This window comes from Neisseria sp. 23W00296, assembly GCF_044772855.1.
Classification (GTDB): domain Bacteria; phylum Pseudomonadota; class Gammaproteobacteria; order Burkholderiales; family Neisseriaceae; genus Neisseria.
This window is the reverse complement of sequence record NZ_CP173024.1, coordinates 655,664-675,744: the sequence shown is the minus strand read 5'-3', so window position 1 is coordinate 675,744 and position 20,081 is coordinate 655,664. Positions and strand designations below refer to the sequence as shown.

General features: G+C 58.7%; 27 protein-coding genes. 23 read left to right on the top strand and 4 right to left on the bottom strand.

What is annotated here, in order from left to right; all coding sequences use genetic code 11:
• The first annotated feature begins 77 nt into the window (after positions 1–77).
• From ACG2K1_RS03495 to ACG2K1_RS03430, 14 genes are all read left to right on the top strand, one after another.
• Entirely contained in the window at positions 78–332 is a 255-nt protein-coding gene (locus tag ACG2K1_RS03495) for a type II toxin-antitoxin system prevent-host-death family antitoxin (protein ID WP_009424871.1), read from the top strand.
• Complete coding sequence (locus ACG2K1_RS03490; RefSeq protein ID WP_009424870.1) at positions 332–745, top strand: type II toxin-antitoxin system VapC family toxin; 414 nt, start codon at positions 332–334, stop codon at positions 743–745. The genes ACG2K1_RS03495 and ACG2K1_RS03490 overlap by 1 nt, the downstream gene beginning before the upstream one ends.
• 184 nt (positions 746–929) lie before the next feature.
• Positions 930–1,733, top strand: a complete 804-nt coding sequence (locus ACG2K1_RS03485) for a hypothetical protein (RefSeq protein WP_009424869.1) — start codon at positions 930–932, stop codon at positions 1,731–1,733.
• Between the two features lie 120 nt (positions 1,734–1,853).
• The gene (locus ACG2K1_RS03480) at positions 1,854–2,072 is read left to right on the top strand and encodes an AlpA family transcriptional regulator (RefSeq protein ID WP_094031101.1); all 219 of its coding nucleotides are present in this window, start codon (positions 1,854–1,856) and stop codon (positions 2,070–2,072) included.
• A complete protein-coding gene (locus tag ACG2K1_RS03475; protein WP_395428988.1) occupies positions 2,069–2,353 on the top strand; it encodes a helix-turn-helix domain-containing protein in 285 nt (94 codons plus the stop codon). The genes ACG2K1_RS03480 and ACG2K1_RS03475 overlap by 4 nt, the downstream gene beginning before the upstream one ends.
• Positions 2,354–2,394: 41 nt before the next feature.
• A complete protein-coding gene (locus tag ACG2K1_RS03470; protein ID WP_395428987.1) occupies positions 2,395–2,706 on the top strand; it encodes a hypothetical protein in 312 nt (103 codons plus the stop codon).
• Positions 2,703–3,110, top strand: coding sequence for a hypothetical protein (locus ACG2K1_RS03465; RefSeq protein WP_395428986.1), 408 nt, complete (start codon positions 2,703–2,705; stop codon positions 3,108–3,110). Before ACG2K1_RS03470 ends, ACG2K1_RS03465 begins: the two co-directional genes overlap by 4 nt.
• Positions 3,107–3,796 (top strand): KilA-N domain-containing protein, encoded by a 690-nt coding sequence (locus ACG2K1_RS03460; protein WP_395428985.1) that lies wholly within the window; start codon positions 3,107–3,109, stop codon positions 3,794–3,796. Before ACG2K1_RS03465 ends, ACG2K1_RS03460 begins: the two co-directional genes overlap by 4 nt.
• 256 nt (positions 3,797–4,052) lie before the next feature.
• On the top strand, positions 4,053–4,649 hold the full coding sequence (locus ACG2K1_RS03455; protein ID WP_395428984.1) for a toprim domain-containing protein: 597 nt from the start codon (positions 4,053–4,055) through the stop codon (positions 4,647–4,649).
• A 12-nt stretch (positions 4,650–4,661) separates the two neighbouring features.
• Positions 4,662–5,537 carry a DUF927 domain-containing protein gene (locus ACG2K1_RS03450; protein ID WP_395428983.1) on the top strand — a complete coding sequence of 292 codons (876 nt, stop codon included), beginning with the start codon at positions 4,662–4,664 and terminating at the stop codon, positions 5,535–5,537.
• 72 nt (positions 5,538–5,609) lie between these two features.
• Complete coding sequence (locus ACG2K1_RS03445; RefSeq protein WP_395428982.1) at positions 5,610–6,374, top strand: hypothetical protein; 765 nt, start codon at positions 5,610–5,612, stop codon at positions 6,372–6,374.
• A 179-nt stretch (positions 6,375–6,553) separates the two neighbouring features.
• Positions 6,554–6,922: a type II toxin-antitoxin system RelE/ParE family toxin gene (locus ACG2K1_RS03440; RefSeq protein ID WP_395428981.1), complete on the top strand. Its 369-nt coding sequence runs from the start codon at positions 6,554–6,556 to the stop codon at positions 6,920–6,922.
• Positions 6,919–7,230: a DNA-binding transcriptional regulator gene (locus ACG2K1_RS03435; protein ID WP_009425341.1), complete on the top strand. Its 312-nt coding sequence runs from the start codon at positions 6,919–6,921 to the stop codon at positions 7,228–7,230. The genes ACG2K1_RS03440 and ACG2K1_RS03435 overlap by 4 nt, the downstream gene beginning before the upstream one ends.
• A gap of 25 nt (positions 7,231–7,255) precedes the next feature.
• Complete coding sequence (locus tag ACG2K1_RS03430; RefSeq protein ID WP_395428980.1) at positions 7,256–7,738, top strand: hypothetical protein; 483 nt, start codon at positions 7,256–7,258, stop codon at positions 7,736–7,738.
• Between the two features lie 493 nt (positions 7,739–8,231).
• Here the strand turns inward: ACG2K1_RS03430 and ACG2K1_RS03425 are convergent, their stop codons facing one another.
• The 4 genes from ACG2K1_RS03425 to gatC form a co-directional block, all read right to left on the bottom strand.
• Positions 8,232–8,864 (bottom strand): trimeric intracellular cation channel family protein, encoded by a 633-nt coding sequence (locus ACG2K1_RS03425; RefSeq protein WP_395428979.1) that lies wholly within the window; start codon positions 8,862–8,864, stop codon positions 8,232–8,234.
• Positions 8,865–9,237: 373 nt separating this feature from the next.
• Positions 9,238–10,137, bottom strand: coding sequence for a DUF535 family protein (locus tag ACG2K1_RS03420; RefSeq protein WP_009425335.1), 900 nt, complete (start codon positions 10,135–10,137; stop codon positions 9,238–9,240).
• 76 nt (positions 10,138–10,213) lie between these two features.
• Positions 10,214–11,665 carry an Asp-tRNA(Asn)/Glu-tRNA(Gln) amidotransferase subunit GatA gene (gene gatA, locus ACG2K1_RS03415; RefSeq protein WP_395428978.1) on the bottom strand — a complete coding sequence of 484 codons (1,452 nt, stop codon included), beginning with the start codon at positions 11,663–11,665 and terminating at the stop codon, positions 10,214–10,216.
• 130 nt (positions 11,666–11,795) lie between these two features.
• Positions 11,796–12,086 carry an Asp-tRNA(Asn)/Glu-tRNA(Gln) amidotransferase subunit GatC gene (gene gatC, locus ACG2K1_RS03410; protein WP_009425332.1) on the bottom strand — a complete coding sequence of 97 codons (291 nt, stop codon included), beginning with the start codon at positions 12,084–12,086 and terminating at the stop codon, positions 11,796–11,798.
• 244 nt (positions 12,087–12,330) lie between these two features.
• On the opposite strand from gatC, the gene ACG2K1_RS03405 reads away from it, so the two are divergent.
• The 9 genes from ACG2K1_RS03405 to orn all read left to right on the top strand — a co-directional run bounded on the left by ACG2K1_RS03405 (position 12,331) and on the right by orn (position 20,061).
• A complete protein-coding gene (locus ACG2K1_RS03405) occupies positions 12,331–13,374 on the top strand; it encodes a rod shape-determining protein (RefSeq protein WP_094031100.1) in 1,044 nt (347 codons plus the stop codon).
• Positions 13,375–13,395: 21 nt separating this feature from the next.
• On the top strand, positions 13,396–14,271 hold the full coding sequence (gene mreC, locus ACG2K1_RS03400) for a rod shape-determining protein MreC (protein ID WP_402838742.1): 876 nt from the start codon (positions 13,396–13,398) through the stop codon (positions 14,269–14,271).
• Complete coding sequence (mreD, locus tag ACG2K1_RS03395) at positions 14,268–14,768, top strand: rod shape-determining protein MreD (RefSeq protein ID WP_395428976.1); 501 nt, start codon at positions 14,268–14,270, stop codon at positions 14,766–14,768. The genes mreC and mreD overlap by 4 nt, the downstream gene beginning before the upstream one ends.
• Positions 14,765–16,855 carry a penicillin-binding protein 2 gene (mrdA, locus tag ACG2K1_RS03390; RefSeq protein WP_395428975.1) on the top strand — a complete coding sequence of 697 codons (2,091 nt, stop codon included), beginning with the start codon at positions 14,765–14,767 and terminating at the stop codon, positions 16,853–16,855. The genes mreD and mrdA overlap by 4 nt, the downstream gene beginning before the upstream one ends.
• Entirely contained in the window at positions 16,852–17,967 is a 1,116-nt protein-coding gene (gene rodA / locus ACG2K1_RS03385; RefSeq protein ID WP_009425326.1) for a rod shape-determining protein RodA, read from the top strand. The genes mrdA and rodA overlap by 4 nt, the downstream gene beginning before the upstream one ends.
• A 38-nt stretch (positions 17,968–18,005) precedes the next feature.
• Entirely contained in the window at positions 18,006–18,500 is a 495-nt protein-coding gene (locus ACG2K1_RS03380) for a hypothetical protein (RefSeq protein WP_198344875.1), read from the top strand.
• Positions 18,457–18,852, top strand: a complete 396-nt coding sequence (locus ACG2K1_RS03375) for a hypothetical protein (protein WP_198344888.1) — start codon at positions 18,457–18,459, stop codon at positions 18,850–18,852. The genes ACG2K1_RS03380 and ACG2K1_RS03375 overlap by 44 nt, the downstream gene beginning before the upstream one ends.
• Positions 18,853–18,995: 143 nt before the next feature.
• Positions 18,996–19,328, top strand: coding sequence for a hypothetical protein (locus ACG2K1_RS03370; RefSeq protein WP_009426612.1), 333 nt, complete (start codon positions 18,996–18,998; stop codon positions 19,326–19,328).
• A gap of 175 nt (positions 19,329–19,503) precedes the next feature.
• On the top strand, positions 19,504–20,061 hold the full coding sequence (gene orn / locus ACG2K1_RS03365) for an oligoribonuclease (RefSeq protein ID WP_036496338.1): 558 nt from the start codon (positions 19,504–19,506) through the stop codon (positions 20,059–20,061).
• Positions 20,062–20,081: the final 20 nt, after the last annotated feature.

Here is a 20,081-nt window from a genome sequence, read left to right as displayed (position 1 = left end):
ATTTTTCATTCCATGCCGTGCAATCCGACCCAATGCGTTATAATCCCGTATAAACATCAATACAGAAAGGCTGCATCATGAAGATTTACAGCAGTAGGGAATTTAACCAGCGCACCAACCAAGCGCAAAAAGCCGCCCATGCCGCCCCCGTGCTGATAACCAACAGGGGCAGGCCTGATTTGGTTTTGTTGAGCCATGCGGAATATCTGCGACTGACGGGGCGAGCGCAAAGCATGCTGGACGTCCTTGCCGCCCTGCCCGATACCGCAGATATAGAGCTGGAAATTCCACCGCGCAGCACCGCGCAGCGCCGCCCTGTGGAGCTGGATTAATGTATTTGCTGGACACCAACATCATTAGCGAAATGCGGAAAATCCCGCGCGGCACGGCAAACGCGGGCTTAGCTGCATGGCTGGCAGGGCAGAGGCAAGACAACCTGTACACTAGCGCCGTTGTTTTGATGGAGCTGGAGCGGGGCGTTTTGGGCATGGAGCGCAAAGACAAGGCGCAGGGCGCAAGGCTGCGGGCATGGTTTGATGGGATAAAGGAGATTTTCGGGGGGCGCATCCTGCCCGCAGACGCCGATACCGCTGCCGTTTGCGCCACCCTGCACATCCCCGACAAGGCGCCGGAGAACGACGCATGGATAGCGGCAACAGCCAAGCAGCACCGTTTGATACTGGTTACCCGCAACATTGCGGATTTTGAACGCACGGGCGTGCGGCTGATCAACCCTTTGGGGTAAAGCATGAAAACACCCGAGCCGTTAGCCACAATTAGCCATCCCGTGGCTAATTGCGAATAGCGCCGGCAGGGCGCATGAAGCGCAAGGAATGGTTAAGCACAGACGCGCAAGGCCGCCTGATTGTCGGCAGCCCGCTGTTGCAGACTTGGATTGTTGAGAATATTGAGTAAAGGCAGCCTGAAAAATGTTGAGACCGCTTGCGGAAATCGAAAAAGACCCATTTAACGTAAGTTCGGATATTCCTGAAATTTTTGTGTTGATTTCAGGAATTAGACACATTTGGAAAAATAGAAGCCAAGCAGAAATCGACTACATTGCAAGAGCTGTTGATGACTGTATAGCAGCCTATGAAGCTGAAAATTCCGATGATAGTTATGAGGGAAGATTTGACCGCTTAGATGCGCTTGATTGTTACGTTGCAAAACACGACTTCGACTGGATTGATGCAGAAAAATTTGAGGACCCTAGCTTTTACGAGCTTTGCGCCGTGTTGGTGTATGAAAAAATCAACGAAGTTATCGACTGCTTCGACGACGAAATTATAGACGATACCTGCGGAGAAAATTTTCCTTTGTCGCGTCGCGAATGGACGCTTTTTTTAAAAGGGTACGCAAAAGAGATTGCATTAAATGCCTTTTGGCTGCTGATTTACACGAAAGACGATTATTTTCAAACAGTCCTTAGACGGAAAGAGATTATCGACATGGCGGCAATGCAAGAGATAGAGAAGCAAGCCGTTCGTGAGCAAGCCCGCCGCGCCGCCAAAGCTAAACAAAGCCCCTACGAAAAGGCCGGCACAATTGCCGCTGTTTTCGCATGGCTGGATAAAAATCCCCGTATTTTGGAGCCGCGCGGCGGCAAGGCCGACGCTATCCGCAAGATTCAAAGCATGGCGGCAAATCAGGAAATCCCCGCCCCCGATATACCTACGGAAAAAACCGCCGCTTCATGGATAACGCAATGGGAAAAACAGAAATCAGCATGCTGATTTACCGAAATCAGCGCGGTATTTCCTGAAATCAGCGCGCTACTGCATAGACCGCCCCTAGTGGGCGGTTTTTAATTTGCCCATCATCCAACCACTCCCAACACGGCGGAAAGGCAGATTATGCAAACCATACCAAGCTTTATCGACGCCAACGGCCTTGCGCAGGCTTTCAGCGTTTCCACTTCGACGATTTGGAACTGGAATAACCCGAAAAGCCGCCACTACCGCCCGAACTTCCCCAAACCCGTCAAGGTATCGGCCAACGCCACCCGCTGGCCTGCCGACGAAGTGGCCGCCTACATGGCCGAGCTGGCCGCAACACGGGAGGCCGCCCAATGAAAAACGCCCGAAACACACAAGGCATTTCAGGCGCGGCAGAGAAAGCGAGCCGCCATTGTAACCCGTTCAAACCCAACAGCCAATGCGCCGAGCTGCTGGCCATCCTGCAAAGCGGGCAGAGCTTTACCCACTATCAGGCCGCCCAGATGGGCATCATGGCCTTTACCGCCCGCATCAACGAAATCAGAGCGGCAGGCTTTCCCGTTGTCTGCCGCATGGAGCCAACCAAGAACAAGCACGGCAAGACCATCAAACGCGGCATCTACACGCTGGCCGTTTGAAACTTCAATCCCATGCAGACCCGTTTTTGAAAAATAACCCCATGCAATCGAAAGTCAAGCCCATGCAAACCGAAAAACGCACCCCGCCCGCCCCGAAACCCTGCCTTGCCGCCTACGCCCTGCCAAGCGGCGCCGGCAGCCTGAATTACACCTTTACACCATTAGGCTACTTCCCCAGCAAGCACGCGGCAAAGGCCGCTGTTGCCCAAGTGCTGGCGCAGCATCCTGAAGCCGTTTATCTGATACTGGAAGCCAAGCGCAAAACGCCCAGCGCGATTTTCAACCTGCTGGCCTCCGAAGCGCAGAAACGCGGTATCGGCCCCACCCCCGAAAACACGGAGAAGCAGCCATGAAGACCGATAGAGCCAACATTATCGGGCGCATCTGCGAAATGCTGGCCGCAGGGCAGAGCATGGCGCAAATCTGCCGCAGCAAAGCCATGCCGGCGCAGTCCACCGTTTACCGCTGGATAGCCGAAAGCGCGGAATTTTCGGAGAGATACGCGCACGCGCGCGAGATACAGGCCGACATGCTGGCAGATGAAATCATCGAGATTGCCGACGCCTGCGAGCCGGAAGCCGCCGCAGTCGCCAAAGCCAAAGCGCGGATAGACGCCCGCAAATGGCTGGCCGCCCGCCTTGCGCCCAAGAAATACGGCGACCGCGTGGACTTGTCCGCAAACATGGCCGTCAAAGTGGAAACGCGCGGCCTTGCTGATATTTTCAGCGAGCCGGCAGCAACGGAGAAAAGCGCATGAATACCCTGACACTCGATTACAACGGCCTTGCCCTGCACGCCAGCCGCGAAGCGTGGTTTAACGCTACCGAAATCGCCGCCCTGTTTGGCAAGCGCCCCATTGACTGGTTAAGGCTGCCTGAAACAGATCGCTACATCGCCGCATTGTGCAAGCGCGAAGCCGAGAAAAGGCAAATAGCCGAAGTGAGAAAATCTCACTTCATAAAAACCCGAAAAGGCGGCAACGACCTAACGCAGCAAGGCACGTGGCTGCATCCGAAGCTGGCCGTTGCTTTCGCCCGCTGGTGCGACGTTGATTTTGCCATCTGGTGCGACGAGCAGATAGAAACCCTGATACGCGACGACAAAGACTGGCAGGGCGCGCGCCAAGCAAGCAGCATCGGGCAGCAGGTAATGGCCGAAATCCTGCAGGCAACACGCAAGGCCGAAGGCAAGGACACTAAGCCGCACCACTACAGCAATGAAGCCATGCTGTGCAATGCCGCCCTGACGGGGCAGTTTGCCCCCTTGCAGCGCGACACCTTGGATAAACCCGCCCTTGCCCTGCTTGCCCGCTTGGTAGGCCGCAACGCCGCCCTAAATCGGGCAGGGCATGCCCTACCAAGAGCGCAAAGCCGTGCTGTTTGCCATGGCCGCCCCGCAAAGAAGCGCCATTCAGGCAGCCTGAAAGGCTGCCCACAGCATTGACAAAACCGATACAGAGAAGCAGAATTACGGCCTCTCTCCTAATGTACACCGCAATCAGCGCAGTAAAGCTGATTTTTTTACGCCCGTTCGCGGCGTAAAAAATTCCTGCATCCAGTCAAAAGGCAGCCTGAAACCATCGGGCGAGCCGTCAAGCTGTGCGGGTGTCTGCCAACCGTAAGGCGCAGGCCGGTTTGTACGCCGGAGAGAGCACCCGCCCCCTAACGGGCATTCTCAAATCTCGAAAAGGTACAACATCATGAAATCATCTACCCAAACATCCCCCGAAAAAACCATCACCATCCCGCACGCCCATACCGCCGCCCCTGTCTGCATCGGGCAGTATCCCGCCCTGCTGGCCGCAGTAAAAACGCCATGCGGCACATTGCAAGGGCTGCACAAAACCTACTTACAGGCCGACAGGCGCGGCGGATTCTGCAAGTTCGCGGGCATCCATCCCGATACGGGCGAGCCGTTGCCCGCCAAGAAAATGACCGCCCGATACGCGGGCGCATTCACAGCCGCAGCCGTGCATTTGGGCAGCCCCGATACGCAAGGCCGCATCATCGCCGCCGAAGGCATAGAAACCGCCCTTGCCGCTTGGCAGCTTTTCGGCATCCCCGCCCTTGCCGCCCTGTCCGCCCACGGCCTGCACGCCCTGCAATGGTCGTCTGAAACGCAAACCCTGCTGATAGCCGCCGACAACGACCACAGCCGAACAGGCCGCAAAGCCGCCGAAGCCCTGACCCGCCGCGCCGCCCGCGCAGGCATCGGCGGCGGCATCTGGCAGAGTGAAACCGCAGGATTCGACGCACTGAACGATCTGAACGCCAAACAGGCCGCAAAGGCCGTCTGAAAGGAGAACACCATGACCGCACAACACCAGCCCCAAACCGCAGCAAACGATCCCGCCGCCGACTTTGAACCCGTAGCCGCCCGCCCGCACTTCGAATACAAAAACAGCGGCGTGTATTACATCCACACCGAAACCGACAAAGACGGCCGCATTATCGAAAAGCCGCCCCTGCGCCTGTCCGACCAAATCGACATCATCGGGCGGGGCATAGACGCCAACGGCGGCCACTACCGCATCATCCGCTGGCGCGACGCCCACACACGGCGCACCGCCGCCCTTGCCTGCGCCGACATCGGCACCCCGCAAAGCTGGCAGCGCCTGCAAGGCTGCGGCATCATCATCCTAAGCGGCAGACGCAAGCGCGAACTGCTGGCCGACTACCTGCAGACAGACGGCGCCACCACGCCCTACACCGTGGCCGACAAAGCAGGCTGGCAGGGCAGCGCCTACATTCTGCCAAGCGGCGAAATCGTAAACCAGACAAGCGAAAAAGTGATTTACAACGGCACCGGCGGCCAAGCCTACACCGAAGCAGGCAGCCTGAAAGACTGGCAGGACAACATCGCCCGCTATGCCGCAGGCAATAGCCGCCTGCTGCTGGCGCTGGGCACATCGCTGGCCGCCCCGCTGCTGCACATCCTGCACGAAGCAGGCGGCGGTTTCCACATCTGCGGCGACTCATCCGACGGCAAAACCACCGTCGGCCTTTCGGTATGGGGCCAGCCGCAGACGCTGAAAAAAACATGGCGCGGTACAGATTTGGGATTTTCCAATTTTGCCCTTGAGCGCAACGACGGTTTCCTTGTTCTCGACGAAATCGGCGAAGCCGGCCCCAAAACCGTCAGCAAAACCGCCTACAGCGTAATCAACGGCACCAGCAAAGCATAGGGCGCCAAAGACGGCGGCAACCGCCCCGATCAGGAATGGCGCATCCTGCTGTTTTCCACCGGCGAATATTCCATGCAGGCATACATGGAACGCGCAGGCGAGCCGTGGGAAGCAGGGCAGGCCGTCCGCCTGCCGAGCGTCCCCGCTGCCGCCCGCTACGGCATCTACGACACCCTGCACGGCTTTGCCAACGGCGCCACCCTGTCCGACCACCTGCAACAGGCCGCAGCGCAATACCACGGCACCGCCGCCCGCGCATGGCTGTCCAAGCTGCAAACCATCCCCGCCGACACCGTCCGCGCCGCACATGCCGCCTTTCTTTCCACCCTGCCCGATTTGGACGGCCAAGCCGCCCGCGTTGCCCGCCGCTTCGCACTGGCCGCCGCCGCGCTGGAACTGTCCGCCGAAATCACCGGCCTTGCCGCAGGCATCGGCACCGCAGGCATCAAGCAGTGTTTTGAAGACTGGTTTGCCGCCAACGGCACCGGCAAGCATGAAGACCGCCAAATCATCCGCAGCATGGCCGCCTTTATGCAGCAGCACTCCCACGGCATGCGCTTTGTCGACTGGCACAGCGAATACACCAACCGCGATCACGCCGGTTACAGACGCGAGGGCGACCAGGGCGAAAAAGCGGAATATTGGATTATTCCTGCCGTGTTTGAAGGCGAAATCCTACAGGGCAAAGACACCAAAAAAGCCTGCACCGTACTGCACGGCATCGGGTGGCTGTCCAAGCCGTCCGACGGCAAACGCTGGCAATTCAAAAAATTCAGCAAAGGCCGCTTCTACGTCCTACTTGGCGCAGAGCCGCCCGTTTCCGACAGCCAAGAGTAAAGGCCGTCTGAAAAACCGCAACAGCCGCCGCATGGCGGCTTTTTTGCGACAATAACAAAAACTAACAGCCGCCCCATTCCCGCCCCTGTGTTTTTTACCGCCCGAATACACGGCAATGCATCGGATTAGACGGAAACAGACAACGCCGATATAATGCCCAGCATTACAGAAAGAACAGCATGCGGATATTCAAAAACAGATACATAACCCGATTTGCCGCCAAACAAGGAATTACAGACGCAGACTTGCGCGAAGCCGCCGAAAGGGCAGATAACGGCCTGATAGACGCCGATTTGGGCGGCGGCGTAATCAAGCAGCGCATAGCCCGAAAAGGACAGGGTAGAAGCGGCGGTTATCGGAGTCTGATTATTTTCAGAAAGGGCGACAAAGCCTTCTTCATGCTGGCATTTGCCAAGAACAACCGCGCAAACATCAGCCGCGAAGAACTGGCCGAATTAAAAGCCGCCGCCGAAATCATGCTTGCAATGACCGATACGCAGATAGCGGCAGCCATTGAAAACAGCACACTAACGGAGATAGAACCATGAAATACAAAAGCGAAGTTTTCGCAGCCATACACGACACCGCGCAAGGCCTGCACCAAGCGGGCGTAATCGGCGATACGCAAATGAGGCGTTTTGACAAATCGTGCCTGACCAAAGCCGAACCGCTGACAGGCGAACAAATCCGCGCCATCCGCGAACATGAAGACCTGACACAGGCCGCCTTTGCCATTCATCTGAACGTAGGGAAAAACCAAGTTTCCGACTGGGAGCGGGGCATCAAGAAACCCAGCGGCGCGGCCTTAAAGCTGCTGACACTGGTAAAAAACAAAGGCATTGAAGCCATCATGTAGGCAGCCCGCCCGGGCAGCCGCCGATTTGCCCCAAACACCAAGCCGCCGCAAAGGCGGCTTTTTTCCGCCATTCAAGAAAACCGCCCCGCCAAATTCAAGATACCGCCCAAAGAAAAGCAGCCAAAAAAACACCAGCCGCCAAGCAAAGCGGCTTTTTTTTTGCAACCTACAAAAACCTACTTTATTCAGACGGCCAAACCCGCCGATCGCCCCCAAACGGCCAAATCTGCACCTTTCCCCTTTCAGACGGCCTACCCCTTACCCGCACCCCAAACAGGCGGAATTTGCCGCCCTGCACGGCCATAAAGCGGGGCATCTGTGCGTCAGGAAACCGCCGCCGACCGATTCGGACGGCCAAACTCGCCTGCCCAATCATCAACAAACAGGAAACAATCAGGCGAAAAACGCGCCGATTGTTGAATTTCAAAAACGCTATACGCGCGAGAAAAACGCGTTTTTAGTGGGTATGGTGGGTATGAATGGTTTAAGTTATTTATTTAAAAGATAAAAACCATACCCACTGGCCTATCTTAACGTGGGTATGCGGTGGGTATGGTGGGTATGAATTTAAAAACAACAGTTTAAAGCACCCGCATACCCACCTACCCATTGCATACCCCGTAAATTTATGTAAGTGTGTATGCACTTTTCACAGTAGAAACATTAACTAACAATGTTAATACCCACATACCCACTAAATTTTGCATTTTGCGTTTATATATATGTTTTTTTCAGGCTGCCTTGCCAAAACCTGCCCAGTAGTCAAAAATCCGGCAAGCGGGCAAACCGCCAAAAGCGGGGGCAGCAAATCCCCCTAAAAATGTCTGACCTTTGCAAAATGGGGGTATTTTTGGGGGTATTTTGGTTACAGATGATTTTTTGACTTTTAAAAATCAATTAATTATGAACATAATTCTAGTCTCTCCATCAACCCGTTTTTTTACGTCTAACGCCATCTAATGCCGTAAACCAAACGCCTGATACATAAAACCTTGGTTGGCCTAACTACTTGCCGCGCCGCGGCGGTTTTGGAAACCGGGCAGCTGCCAGTGGAAACGGTAGGCCGTCAGCCGCAGCAGGCAGCCGCCGATAAAGAGCGCGTTAAGGGTCAGCACATTAATCCAGCCTGCCTGGGCGAGCAGGTAAACCAGTATGCCGATTAGGATGGCGACACTACCATAAAGGTCGGAGCGAAGAACCATCGGCACTTTATTCACCAGAATATCGCGGGCGATACCGCCGCCGACGGCGGTAACGAAAGCGAGCACCACCACGCCGAACATGTTCAGATGCAAAGCCACGCCGGCTTGTGCGCCGGTGATGCTGAACGCGGCCAGGCCGATGGAGTCGGCGACGATAAAGGCGGCGTTCAGCGCGGCACGGCGGCGGCGTTCGAGGCGGAACAGCCAGGCGGCGGCCAGCGCGGCAAACACCACAATCAGCGCGTCGGTACGCAAAAACACCTGCGGAATATGGCCGACCAGCGCGTCGCGCATCATGCCGCCGCCCACAGCGGTCAAAAGCGCGGTAATCACAACGCCAAGTACGTCCAGCCGCTTGCCGTAGCCGACGAGGTAGCCCGAGATGGCGAAGGCGGCGGTACCGGTGATATTGATAAGATCGGTGGGAGTCATGGTTTTGATGTGTGGTAAGACGGGTTATGGGATTGACGGGAGGCCGTCTGAAAGGTTTGGTATCTTTCAGACGGCCTTTGGTTTGTTGTATTTGTGTTCAGGCTGCCAAGAAAAAATCTTCCTCATTTTGCGCCGCTGACTCAGCTTGGCGAAGCTGCTGAACGGTTAATGCGGCGCGGCCGTTGCCGTAAAAGCGGCGCGGGTTGCCGCACATCCAACAGGAGCAGCGGGCAGGCGTGGCAACGTGTGCGCCAAGCGGTATGCCTGCAAAGTGAAAGTTGCGGCGGCGTTTGTTTTTTAACCGTTCGATATGATGCGGCGCAGGGCGCGGGTCATGTTTTCTTCCTTTTTTGAATGGCTTGACGGGTTTTTTTCAGACGGCCTTTCCGTCTGCCTGATTGTTTTGAGGCCGTCTGAAAAACGCCTGTATTTCGGCTTCGGTCTGATCGAGCATTTGGTAACGTTTGCGGTACATCGAGCGTTTTTTGCTTTCGATTTCGTCCATTTGTTTGCGCTGCGGCGCGGCGGGCAGGTGCCAGTAGCCGTCGTCGCCCAATATTGCGCCGCTTTCCTGCCAGAAGTGGTCGTAGTTCATTTTCACGCGTTTTTTCAGTTTCCAGCGCAATTTGACTTGGTGGTCGTGAGCGATGCCCAACGCAGGCAGGCCGAGCGCGGCGGCGAGGTATTGCAGGGCGGAGCTTATGAGCCCCTGCGGGCGCAGGCCGTGAAGCTGCTTGGTGAGGCGGCGCACGGTGTCTTTGGCTTCGTCGCCCGCCGGCCCCTGCACCGAAGCGGCCACCAGACCTTCTGGCAGCAGGGCAAAGGTGGCGTTATAGAGGCGGCTGCCTGCGCCGTCGGTGAGCGTTACCGCCCAAAGGCCCTCATCGGCGCAGATGCCGTTGCGGTTGAGCACCAGCAAGAGGCCGTCTGAAATGCGGACGAGGGGAATGTCGGTACCGATATTGTCGAGCTTGGCCAGCATAGGTTCGGGAAACAGGCGGCAGGCGGCGGCGATGTCGTGCCGCATGGCCGCCAGCCGACCGTCGGCATTAAAACGCTTGTCGATAAAGGCGTGCACCAGCGGGTAAGCATCCTGCGGCCGCTTGGCAAACAATGCCTGATAATCGGGACGGCTGTTGACAAAGGCTTCCAGCGCGCGGATTTGGCGGCGGTGCAGCAGCATGCGCAGGGCGTATTTGAAATGCTGCGTGCGGTATTTGGGCGCGAAGTTGTACACGGCGCGGTAGTCGGGGAAAGTGAACACTTTGGACATGATCGGGTTGGGTTTGGATTAATGAGGCCGTCTGAAAGCCTGTTTTGGGTTTTCAGACGGCCTTTTGCCTGCGCTTTTACAGCTTCGGCACTTTGCTGTGCCAGTCGCTTACCAATTGGATTTGGTGGGCGGCGTTGAGCAGGCGGGCTTCGGAGAAGTGGTTGCCGATAAGCTGTACGCCGATGGGCAGGCCGTTGCGGCAGAAACCGGCGGGCAGGCTGAGGGCGGGCAGGCCGGCGAGGTTGACGGCGATGGTGTAGATGTCGGAAAGGTAGGCTTGTACGGGGTCGCCGCCGTGGCTGCCGATTTGTGGGGCGGAGCTGGGGGCGGTGGGGCCTAAGATAAGGTCGCAGCCGGCAAAGGCCGTCTGAAAGTCGTTGGCGACGAGGCGGCGCAGTTTTTGCGCTTTGATGTAGTAGGCATCGTAGTAGCCGTGGCTCAGTACATAAGTGCCGATCATGATGCGGCGTTTGACTTCGCTGCCGAAGCCTTCGGCGCGGGTGTTGGCGTACATTTCTTCGAGATTGGCAAACTCGGCGGCGCGGTGGCCGTAGCGCACGCCGTCGTAGCGCGAGAGATTGGTGCTGGCTTCGGCGGAGGCGAGCACGTAATAGGCGGGGATGGACAGGGCGGTTTGCGGCAGGGACACTTCTACTGTTTCCGCGCCCATGCCGCGCAGCAGGTCGATGGTGTTTTGCAGCGCGGTTTTGACATCTTCTTCGCAGCCGTCGCCGAAGTATTCTTTGGGCAGGCCGATTTTCAGGCCTTTGAGCGGGCGGTTCAAATCGCGGGTGTAGTCTTCTTTTTCGCGCTCGAGGCTGGTGGAATCGCGTTCGTCAAAGCCTGCCATGGCGTTGAGCAGGATGGCGCAGTCTTCGGCGGTTTGCGCCATCGGGCCGGCCTGGTCGAGGCTGGAGGCGTAGGCAATCATGCCGAAGCGGGAAACGGTGCCGTAGGTGGGTTTCAAGCCGGTAATGCCGCAATGGGAGGCGGGCTGGCGGATGGAGCCGCCGGTGTCGGAGCCTAAGCTGGCGGGGGCAAGGCGGGCGGCAATCACGGCTGCCGAGCCGCCGGACGAGCCGCCGGGCACATGGGCGGTGTTCCACGGGTTGCGGGTTGCGCCGTAGTAGGAGTTTTCGTTGGCCGAACCCATGGCAAATTCATCCATATTGGTGCGGCCGAGCGTTACCATGCCTTGGTCGAGCAGGTTTTGCACCACGGTGGCGGTGTAGGGGGAAACGAAGTTGTCGAGCATTTTGCTGGCACAGGCGCTGCGCCAGCCGGTTTGGCAGAAGATGTCTTTGTAGGCGACGGGTACGCCGGTAAGCGCGGTGGCATTGCCTGCGGCAATGCGCGCATCGGCGGCGCGGGCTTCGGCGAGAGTTTTTTCTTCGTCAAGCGTGATGTAGCCGTTGATGGCGGTGTTGTGCGCGGCGATGGCTTTCAGGTATTCGCCCGCCAGTTCGACGGCGGAAATTTGTTTGGACTGTAATAATTCGGAGGCTTGTTTGAGGGTGTAGGGGGTCATGTTTTTTCCGGGAAATGCGGTTCAGACGGCCTGCAATCTGTGTTGCTGAAAAATAATGGAAACAGGGCGCGCCAAGCTGATGTGATATTTTCAGACGGCCTTCAAGTCAGGCATGAGGCCGTCTGAACGCTTATTCTTCGATAACCTGCGGCACGATGTAGAGACGGTTTCGCACCTCGGGCGCACAGGTTTGGTATTCGGCGGCGCGGTCGGTTTCGGTAACTTTATCGTCGCGCAGGCGCAGGGCGAGGTCGTGCGGGTGGGTCATGGGTTCGACGCCTTCGGTATCGACGGCCTGCATTTTTCCGACCAGATCGAAGATGCCGTTCAGATCGCCGAGCATCTGCTGTTTTTCGTTTTCGTCCAGACTCAGCCGCGACAGGCGGGCGATTTTCTCTACATCGGACAGGCTCAGGGACATGAAAATTTCCTTAAAGATAATTAGCAATATTGACAATTTAGGGTATCATAGCGCGCTTTCCGCCAAGCGGCGCGGATTATAACCGAAACGCGCTGCCGGAATAACTAATTTCCCCCGTTCAGACGGCCTCACCGCAAGATGCTGTTTACAACCCGCTTCACAAACCAAATGTAAACAACAGCCGCCGGATTCAGGCCGTCTGAAAACGTATCGACACCCTCCGTTTACCATTGCAGGAACCCCTATGTTTCCCCGTTTCATCACCCGTTATTTCTCCAACGATCTGGCCATCGACCTGGGCACGGCCAACACGCTGATCTACACCAAAGGCAAAGGCATTGTTCTGGATGAGCCTTCCGTGGTGGCGATGCAGATCGACCCGAACACCGGCCGCAGCGCGGTGCTGGCAGTCGGCACGGACGCGAAAAAAATGCTCGGCCGCACACCCGGCAGCATCCAAGCTATCCGTCCGATGAAAGACGGCGTGATCGCCGACTTTACCGTCACCGAAAAAATGCTCAAACACTTCATCAAAAAAGTGACGCACAGCCGCTTTGCCGCCACGCCGCGCATCGTTATCTGCGTACCCTGCGGCTCGACGCAGGTAGAGCGCAAAGCCATCCGCGACTCGGCCGAAGCGGCGGGCGCATCGGCGGTTTATCTGATTGAAGAACCGATGGCCGCAGCCATCGGCGCGGGTCTGCCCATCGAAGAGCCGACCGGCTCAATGGTGGTGGACATCGGCGGCGGCACCACCGAAGTGGGTGTAATGTCGCTCTCCGGTGTGGTGTACTCACACTCTGTGCGCGTCGGCGGCGACGCTTTCGACGAAGCCATCATCAATTATGTGCGCCGCAACTACGGCATGTTAATCGGCGAGGCCACCGCCGAAAGCATCAAAAAAGACATCGGCACGGCCTTCCCCGGCATGGAGGTGAAGGAGATCGAAGTCAAAGGCCACAACGTCGCCGAGGGCATCCCGCGCTCCTTTACTATCTCTTCCAACGAAGTGCTCGAAGCGATTACCGAGCCGGTCAACCAAATCGTCCAATCGGTAAAAACCGCACTGGAACAAACCCCGCCCGAGCTGGGCGCCGACATCGCCGAACGCGGCCTGGTGCTCACCGGCGGCGGCGCGCTGCTCAAAGGTTTGGACAGACTGCTGGCCGAAGAAACCGGCCTGCCGGTGATGATTGCCGAAGACCCGCTCACCTGCGTCGCCCGCGGCACCGGCCGCGCCCTTGATCTGGTAGGCCGTCTGAATTCCATCTTCGTCGCCAACCCCTAAACCCGAAACTGCGCCGGCGCCATGTCCAAATCCCTGAGCTTCACACGCAACCGCAACCGCCCCGTCAACCGGCTGGTTATCTTGTCGATTGCCAGCATTGCGCTGATGGTTTTGGACGGCCGCTACGCCGCCGTGCAGCAGCTCAAATCCTATCTTTCCACCGCGCTCAAACCCTTGCAGTGGCTGGCCGACAAACCGGTCGAACTGTACGAATACGGCAGCACTTTCCTGCACTCGCAGCAGTCGCTGATTGCCGCCAACAGCCGCCTGCAAACGGAAAACATGCGCCTGTCCGCCATGCTGCGGCAAAGCGGCGCCGAACGGCGCGAGCTGGAGGAGCTGCGACGGATCAACGGCCTGAAAAACACCGCATTGGGAAACGGCACGGCGGCGGAAGTGGTGTCCAACGGCAAAAATCCGCTTGCCGACAAGCTGGTTATCAACAAAGGCAGCAGCGACGGTTTGCAGGCGGGCGATGCGGTGGTCGACCAAAACGGCCTGATCGGCCAGCTCACCGCCGTGCACCCGTTCGGCGCCGAACTGACCCTGCTCACCCACGCCCAATCGGTCGTTCCCGTCACAGTCGAGCGTACCGGCGTACGCAGCCTGGTCTACGGCGACGGCAACCGTGTTTCCCTGCGCTATTTTCCCGTTGACGCCGATTTGCAGGCGGGCGACCTTCTGGTCACCTCCGGCCTTGATTCCGTTTATCCGGCCGGCATTCCCGTAGCCAAAGTGGAAAGCGCCGAGCGCTCCTCAGGCACACCCTATTACCGCGCCGCGCTGTCCGTTCCCGCCGCCGTGCGCAGCAGCAAATACGTACTGGTTCTGCCGCAAACCGAGCCCCTGAGTGTTCAGACGGCCTCCGAAGCGGCGGCACCCCCCCCCCGCCCATGACCGATTTCGACGATTTCTACAACCGGATTCCCAAACGCCTGATCGGCGCGACCTTTGCCGTCTCGATCTTGTTTGACCTGATTCCCTTTCCCGCACACCTCTCCTTCTGGCTGCCGGAAGCCACCGCCCTCACCCTGCTCTACTGGGCGCTCAACCGCCCGCAGTCCGTCGGCATCGTCACCGCCTTTGTCTGCGGCCTGCTGATCGACATCGGCATCGCCGCGCCGCTCGGCCGCCACGCGCTGGCCTACATCCTGATGGTATTCTTCATCCAGAAATACCAGCGCTTCATCGTCCTGCAAAGCTATGCCTTCCAGTCCGTCGCCGTGCTGCTGGCACTGGCAGGCAGCCACATCGTCCTCATCCTCCTGCATCTGATTGCCGACCACCGCCTCACCGGCCTGCCCGGCCTGCTCGCCCCCGTCGTCGGCGCACTGGCCTGGCCGATGCTCAACAAACTGATGCTGGCACTTCTGCATTTCTCCCGCCGCCGATGAAGACCTTCCGCCCCTATCCCGCCGCCCGCAACGATGCCGCCGCCGTACAGCGCGACTTCCGCATCCGCCTGTTCGCCGCATTCGCCTTCATCGTGCTGCTTTTCGGCGCGCTGGCGGCGCGTTTTGCCTACCTGCAGGTGCAAAAGCACGGCGAATTCACCGCCCAGGCCGCCTCCAACCGCATCTCCCTGATTCCCACGCCGCCGATACGCGGCGAAATCGTCGATGCCAACGGCGTGGTTTTGGCACACAACTACCCCGCCTACTCGCTGGAAATCGTCCCCAACCGCATCGAAGGCAAACTCGACGACACCGTGGCCGTCTTAAAAACCATGGCCGACATCAGCGAAACCGATCTCAAGCGCTTCAAAAAATTCCGCAGCGAATTCCGCTCCTACGAAAAAATCCCGCTGAAACTCAAACTCACGCCCGACGAAGCCTCGCGCATCGCCGCCCGCCTCTACACCCTGCCCGGAGTCGAAATCAACGCCCGCACCTTCCGCGAATACCCCTACGGCGAACAAACCGCCCACTTTCTCGGCTACATCGGCCGCATCAGCGACAAAGACCAGGCGCGGCTGGCCGAAGAAAAGCTCACCCCGCTCTACCGCGGCAGCACCCACATCGGCAAATCCGGCCTCGAAAGCTATTACGAGCGCCAGCTGCTGGGCATCCCCGGCTACCGCGAAGTGGAAAAAGACGCATACGGCAACATCATCCGCACCATCAAAACCGTGCCGCCGCAAAACGGCCAGACGCTGAAACTGGCGATGGACATCCGTTTGCAGCAGTACGCCATGCGCTTGATGAAAGGCAAACGCGGCGCGATGGTCGCCATCGACCCGCAAACCGGCGGCGTCATCGCCTTCGTCTCCAACCCCTCCTTCGACCCCAACCTCTTTATCGACGGCATCGACAGCGAAAGCTGGAAAGCCCTCAACGAAGACTGGCAAAAGCCGATGATCAACCGCGTCACCCAAGGCCTCTACCCGCCCGGCTCCACCTTCAAACCCTTTATGGGCATGGCGCTTTTGGAAAGCGGCAAAATCGGCCAAAACACCGTCGTCCCCGCCCCCGGCTCGTGGAGCATACCCGGCACCAAACACATGTTCCGCGACTCCGTACGCAGCGGCCACGGCTCGGCCAACCTGATGAAAGCGATACAGGTCTCCTCCGACACCTTCTTCTACCGCCTCGGCTTCGAGCTGGGCATCGAAAAAGCCCACCCCTACCTGTCCCAGTTCGGCCTCGGCCAACAAACCGGCATCGACCTGCCGCACGAATACAGAGGCGTACTGCCCTCGCCCGAATGGAAGGAAAAACGCTTCGCCAAACTCCCCCCCGCGCGGCGCAAATGGAACGTCGCCGAAATGGTGCCCATCAGCATCGGCCAGGGCTACAACGCCTACACCCCCCTGCAAATGGCGCACGCCACCGCCACCCTTGCCAACAACGGCACGGTATACCGCCCCCACCTCGTCAAAGAACTGCTCGACCACAACAAACAGCAAATCACCCTCATCGACCCCAAACCCGTCCGCACCCTGCCCTTCAAACAGGCACACTTCAACTACATCAAAGCCGCCATGGCCAAAGTGCTGCAACCGGGCGGCACCGCCCGCAAAGTCGGCGCGGGGCTCAAATACGGCATGGGCGGCAAAACCGGCACCGCCCAAGTCGTGCAGATCGCCCAAGGCAAATCCTACAACGCCGCCGCCCTCGCCGTGCAGCACCGCGACCACGCCTGGTTCATCGCCTTCGCCCCGCTGGACAAACCCAAAATCGCCATCGCCGTCATCCTCGAAAACGGCGGCTGGGGCGCGAACGCCGCCCCTCTCGCCCGCGCCCTGTCCGACTACTACCTGCTCACCCTCAAAGCCGGCGGCGACCGCGAAATCCCCGTCGACAACAGCGGCAAAACCACCGTTGCCAACCCCCTGCTGGCCGGCGGCGCAGTACAGAGGCCGTCTGAAAACCCCGTTACCCGCGCCTTCCGCGCCGCACAGCCCGAAGCCGCGCAGACACCCGCCTCCGCACCCGTTTCAGACGGCCTCCCCGCCCCCGCCGCCTCCGAGCCCAAGCCATGAACCCGAACGAAAACATCATCGCCAAGGCCAAACGCCTCATCTGGCAGCCCATCGACCCCTGGCTGTTTTACGCCATGCTCATCATCTACGTCATGAGCCTCTTTTTGCTCTACTCCGCCGACGGGCAGGACATCGGCCGCCTAGAAAGCAAAACCATGCACACCGTCATCGGTTTCGCCCTCATCTGGCTCATCGCCCGCACCAAACCGCAAACCCTCGCCAAATTCGCCCTGCCCGCCTACCTGCTCGGCGTGCTCATGCTCGTCGGTGTCCACTTCTTCGGCGTCACCGTCAACGGCTCAACCCGCTGGCTCAACCTCGGCGTCCGCATCCAGCCCTCCGAAATCATGAAAATCGCCCTGCCCATGATGGTTGCCTGGTATCTGCAACGCAACGCCGGCAACCTGCGCTGGCACCACTACCTTACCGCCCTGATCATCGTCATCGTCCCCGTTTTCCTGATTTTGAAACAACCCGACCTGGGCACTGCCACCCTCATCATGGCTTCCGGCCTCTTCGTCGTCTTCTTCGCCGGCCTGCCCTGGAAAGTCATCCTTGCCGCCCTCGTTGCCGCCGTCGCCGCCCTGCCCCTGATGTGGAACTACGTCATGCACGACTACCAGAAAACCCGTGTCCTCACCCTGCTCGACCCCACCAAAGACCCGCTGGGCGACGGCTACCACATCATCCAATCCATGATCGCCATCGGCTCGGGAGGCGTGTGGGGCAAAGGTTGGCTCAACGGCACGCAAACCCACCTCGACTACATCCCCGAATCCACCACCGACTTCATCTTCGCCGTATACGGCGAAGAATTCGGTCTCATCGGCAACCTCCTGCTCCTGGCCGTCTACCTCATCATCCTCGCGCGCGGCCTCTACATCGCCGCACAAGCCCCCAACCTGTACAGCCGCACCCTCGCCGGCGCCCTCACCATGACCTTCTTTTGCTACGCCTTCGTCAACATGGGCATGGTCAGCGGCATCCTCCCCGTCGTCGGCGTCCCCCTCCCCCTCGTCAGCTACGGAGGCACCGCCACCCTCTCCATCATGACCATACTCGCCCTCCTGATGGGCATCGCCAACCAGAAAAAAGACAAAAAGGCCGTCTGAAACCCTTTCAGACGGCCTCCGAAACGGAAAGCACAACCATGGACAGACAACGGCAGCAAGACGAAGAACACCAAGCCTACCTGCTGTGCCGCGGGCAAAACGCCGCGCAGCTGGCCGGTCTGATTGCCGACCCCGCCACCGGCCTTACCCTCCGCTACGCCGCCGCCCGCGCCCTGCAACACCTCCCCTACGCGCAAATCGAAGATACCGTATACCGGCTGCTGGACGGCCAATACGCCAAAACCAGAGCCGCTGCCGTTTTCGTCACTGGCCAAATGCAAACCGCCCTGACACCGGCGCAAACCGGCAAAATCGGCGGCACCCTCGCCGCCATCCTGCAAAGCGGCGAAAAAACCACCGTCAAAGCCGAAAGCCTGATTGCTCTAGGGCGCGTTGACAATCAGCCTTGCGGCGGTATTTTTGGTAAAAATCCACGCCTGCCGCGTCAAAAATGCTCGCAAGATATTCAATCTTGCTGCGCTTTTTTCCTTGCAGGCGCGAATTTTTCCTCAAAAAACCGCTTCGCAAGCTGAATGTCAACGCGCCCTAACCCATCTGTTCAGAAGGCAAATCTTCAGCCCGTCCGACTACGCCCGCTTTGAAAACGCCGTCCGCCCATACTTTGCCGCCCCCGCCGCCGCCCTTATTTTTCCCCTGATTTTTGCCGCCGCCTACCTGCCGCAGCGGCCGTACATCGAAAGCTTCCTGCTCAAACAACTGGCTGCAGGCACGCGCGGCAACGCATCATGGGCATTGTTCGCCATTGCCGAACGCGGCTACCGCTCCGACACAATCCGCGCCCTCCTGCACGAAAAACTGTCCGGCCTCGGCAAAAAATCCGCTTTCCGCCGCGACATCCTCGACTATCTGGCGCAAAGCGATTAACAAAACAAGCACTAACCGCGTTTTCAGACGGCCTCCGCCGACAGGCCGTCTGAAAACCCGTTTGGCGTTTTCGACACGGCTGCCGCCAAAACGCCGATTACCGACACAGCCGAAACCGTCCCTCCGAAAAAGGAAAAACCATCGTGAAACCCGCCCTTTCCGTCCTACTGTCCGCCCTCCTCTGCGCCGCCTGCGCCACAAGCGGCAGGCCGTCTGAAAACGGCACCATAGAAGTCTACCGCTCCGACGAATCCCGCCAATGCCAAGGCGGCGGTATAGACACACGGCAAATGCGCCGCCTGCTCGATGGCATCCCCGTATACGCCGAGCGCAAAGACCAAATGCGGGGCGTCGCCTTCCCCGCCGTCTGCGGCGGCGCAACCGGCAGCATCAACGTCTACACCATCCCCGCCGCCGACCGCGGCCGCGCCGAACAACTCGGCTTCACCGCCCTGCCCCCGCAGCAGGCAGATTGAAACAGGCAGACGGAACGCCCGCCGCAAAATGCGTACAGACCGTCTGAAAGCTCAGCCTCAACGCAGTTAAAGGCCGTCTGAACTTTTTTCAGACGGCCTCTTTTCAGAAGGCCTCTTGTCCTCCGCCTCCGCTATAATGCCGCCCGTTTTTTTCACTGACCGAAGGCCGTCTGAAATGACCCGAAACGCAAACAACCTCTGCTGGCTCGACATGGAAATGACCGGGCTCGACCCCGAAAAAGAGCGCATCATCGAAGTCGCCGTCATCATCACCGACAGCGATTTGAACGTATTGGCGCAATCCGAAGTGTACGTCATCCACCAAAGCGACGAGATTCTCAACGCCATGGACGAATGGAACACCGCCACCCACGGCCGCACCGGCCTCACCGAGCGCGTGCGCCAATCGCAGCTCACCGAAGCCGAAGTCGAACAAAAACTGCTCGACTTCATCGCCGCCTGGATACCCGAAAAAGCCTCGCCGATGTGCGGCAACTCGGTGCACCAAGACCGCCGGTTCATGCAGAAATACATGCCGCGCCTCGAAGCCTATTTCCACTACCGCAATCTCGACGTCTCTACCCTCAAAGAACTGGCCAAACGCTGGCACCCTGCCGTCGCCAAAGGCGTGGTCAAACGCGGCTCGCACAAAGCGCTGGACGACATTCTCGAGAGCATCGAAGAAATGCGCTACTACCGCGACCATTTTTTAGCGCTGCCGACGCGGGATTGAGGCCGTCTGAAAAGGCCGTC

Excerpts from the sequence above, each read along its gene's own strand:
- gatA (WP_395428978.1), bottom strand. The coding sequence starts at position 11,665 with ATGACCCCCTACACCCTCAAACAAGCCTCCGAATTATTACAGTCCAAA.
- mrdA (WP_395428975.1), top strand. The coding sequence starts at position 14,765 with ATGAAGACCTTCCGCCCCTATCCCGCCGCCCGCAACGATGCCGCCGCC.
- mreC (WP_402838742.1), top strand. The coding sequence starts at position 13,396 with ATGTCCAAATCCCTGAGCTTCACACGCAACCGCAACCGCCCCGTCAAC.
- rodA (WP_009425326.1), top strand. The coding sequence starts at position 16,852 with ATGAACCCGAACGAAAACATCATCGCCAAGGCCAAACGCCTCATCTGG.
- ACG2K1_RS03405 (WP_094031100.1), top strand. The coding sequence starts at position 12,331 with ATGTTTCCCCGTTTCATCACCCGTTATTTCTCCAACGATCTGGCCATC.
- gatC (WP_009425332.1), bottom strand. The coding sequence starts at position 12,086 with ATGTCCCTGAGCCTGTCCGATGTAGAGAAAATCGCCCGCCTGTCGCGG.
- ACG2K1_RS03420 (WP_009425335.1), bottom strand. The coding sequence starts at position 10,137 with ATGTCCAAAGTGTTCACTTTCCCCGACTACCGCGCCGTGTACAACTTC.
- mreD (WP_395428976.1), top strand. The coding sequence starts at position 14,268 with ATGACCGATTTCGACGATTTCTACAACCGGATTCCCAAACGCCTGATC.
- ACG2K1_RS03470 (WP_395428987.1), top strand. The coding sequence starts at position 2,395 with ATGCAATCGAAAGTCAAGCCCATGCAAACCGAAAAACGCACCCCGCCC.
- ACG2K1_RS03440 (WP_395428981.1), top strand. The coding sequence starts at position 6,554 with ATGCGGATATTCAAAAACAGATACATAACCCGATTTGCCGCCAAACAA.
- ACG2K1_RS03445 (WP_395428982.1), top strand. The coding sequence starts at position 5,610 with ATGCAGGCATACATGGAACGCGCAGGCGAGCCGTGGGAAGCAGGGCAG.
- ACG2K1_RS03450 (WP_395428983.1), top strand. The coding sequence starts at position 4,662 with ATGACCGCACAACACCAGCCCCAAACCGCAGCAAACGATCCCGCCGCC.
- ACG2K1_RS03435 (WP_009425341.1), top strand. The coding sequence starts at position 6,919 with ATGAAATACAAAAGCGAAGTTTTCGCAGCCATACACGACACCGCGCAA.
- ACG2K1_RS03480 (WP_094031101.1), top strand. The coding sequence starts at position 1,854 with ATGCAAACCATACCAAGCTTTATCGACGCCAACGGCCTTGCGCAGGCT.
- orn (WP_036496338.1), top strand. The coding sequence starts at position 19,504 with ATGACCCGAAACGCAAACAACCTCTGCTGGCTCGACATGGAAATGACC.
- ACG2K1_RS03425 (WP_395428979.1), bottom strand. The coding sequence starts at position 8,864 with ATGACTCCCACCGATCTTATCAATATCACCGGTACCGCCGCCTTCGCC.
- ACG2K1_RS03380 (WP_198344875.1), top strand. The coding sequence starts at position 18,006 with ATGGACAGACAACGGCAGCAAGACGAAGAACACCAAGCCTACCTGCTG.
- ACG2K1_RS03460 (WP_395428985.1), top strand. The coding sequence starts at position 3,107 with ATGAATACCCTGACACTCGATTACAACGGCCTTGCCCTGCACGCCAGC.
- ACG2K1_RS03465 (WP_395428986.1), top strand. The coding sequence starts at position 2,703 with ATGAAGACCGATAGAGCCAACATTATCGGGCGCATCTGCGAAATGCTG.
- ACG2K1_RS03475 (WP_395428988.1), top strand. The coding sequence starts at position 2,069 with ATGAAAAACGCCCGAAACACACAAGGCATTTCAGGCGCGGCAGAGAAA.
- ACG2K1_RS03495 (WP_009424871.1), top strand. The coding sequence starts at position 78 with ATGAAGATTTACAGCAGTAGGGAATTTAACCAGCGCACCAACCAAGCG.
- ACG2K1_RS03485 (WP_009424869.1), top strand. The coding sequence starts at position 930 with ATGTTGAGACCGCTTGCGGAAATCGAAAAAGACCCATTTAACGTAAGT.
- ACG2K1_RS03490 (WP_009424870.1), top strand. The coding sequence starts at position 332 with ATGTATTTGCTGGACACCAACATCATTAGCGAAATGCGGAAAATCCCG.
- ACG2K1_RS03455 (WP_395428984.1), top strand. The coding sequence starts at position 4,053 with ATGAAATCATCTACCCAAACATCCCCCGAAAAAACCATCACCATCCCG.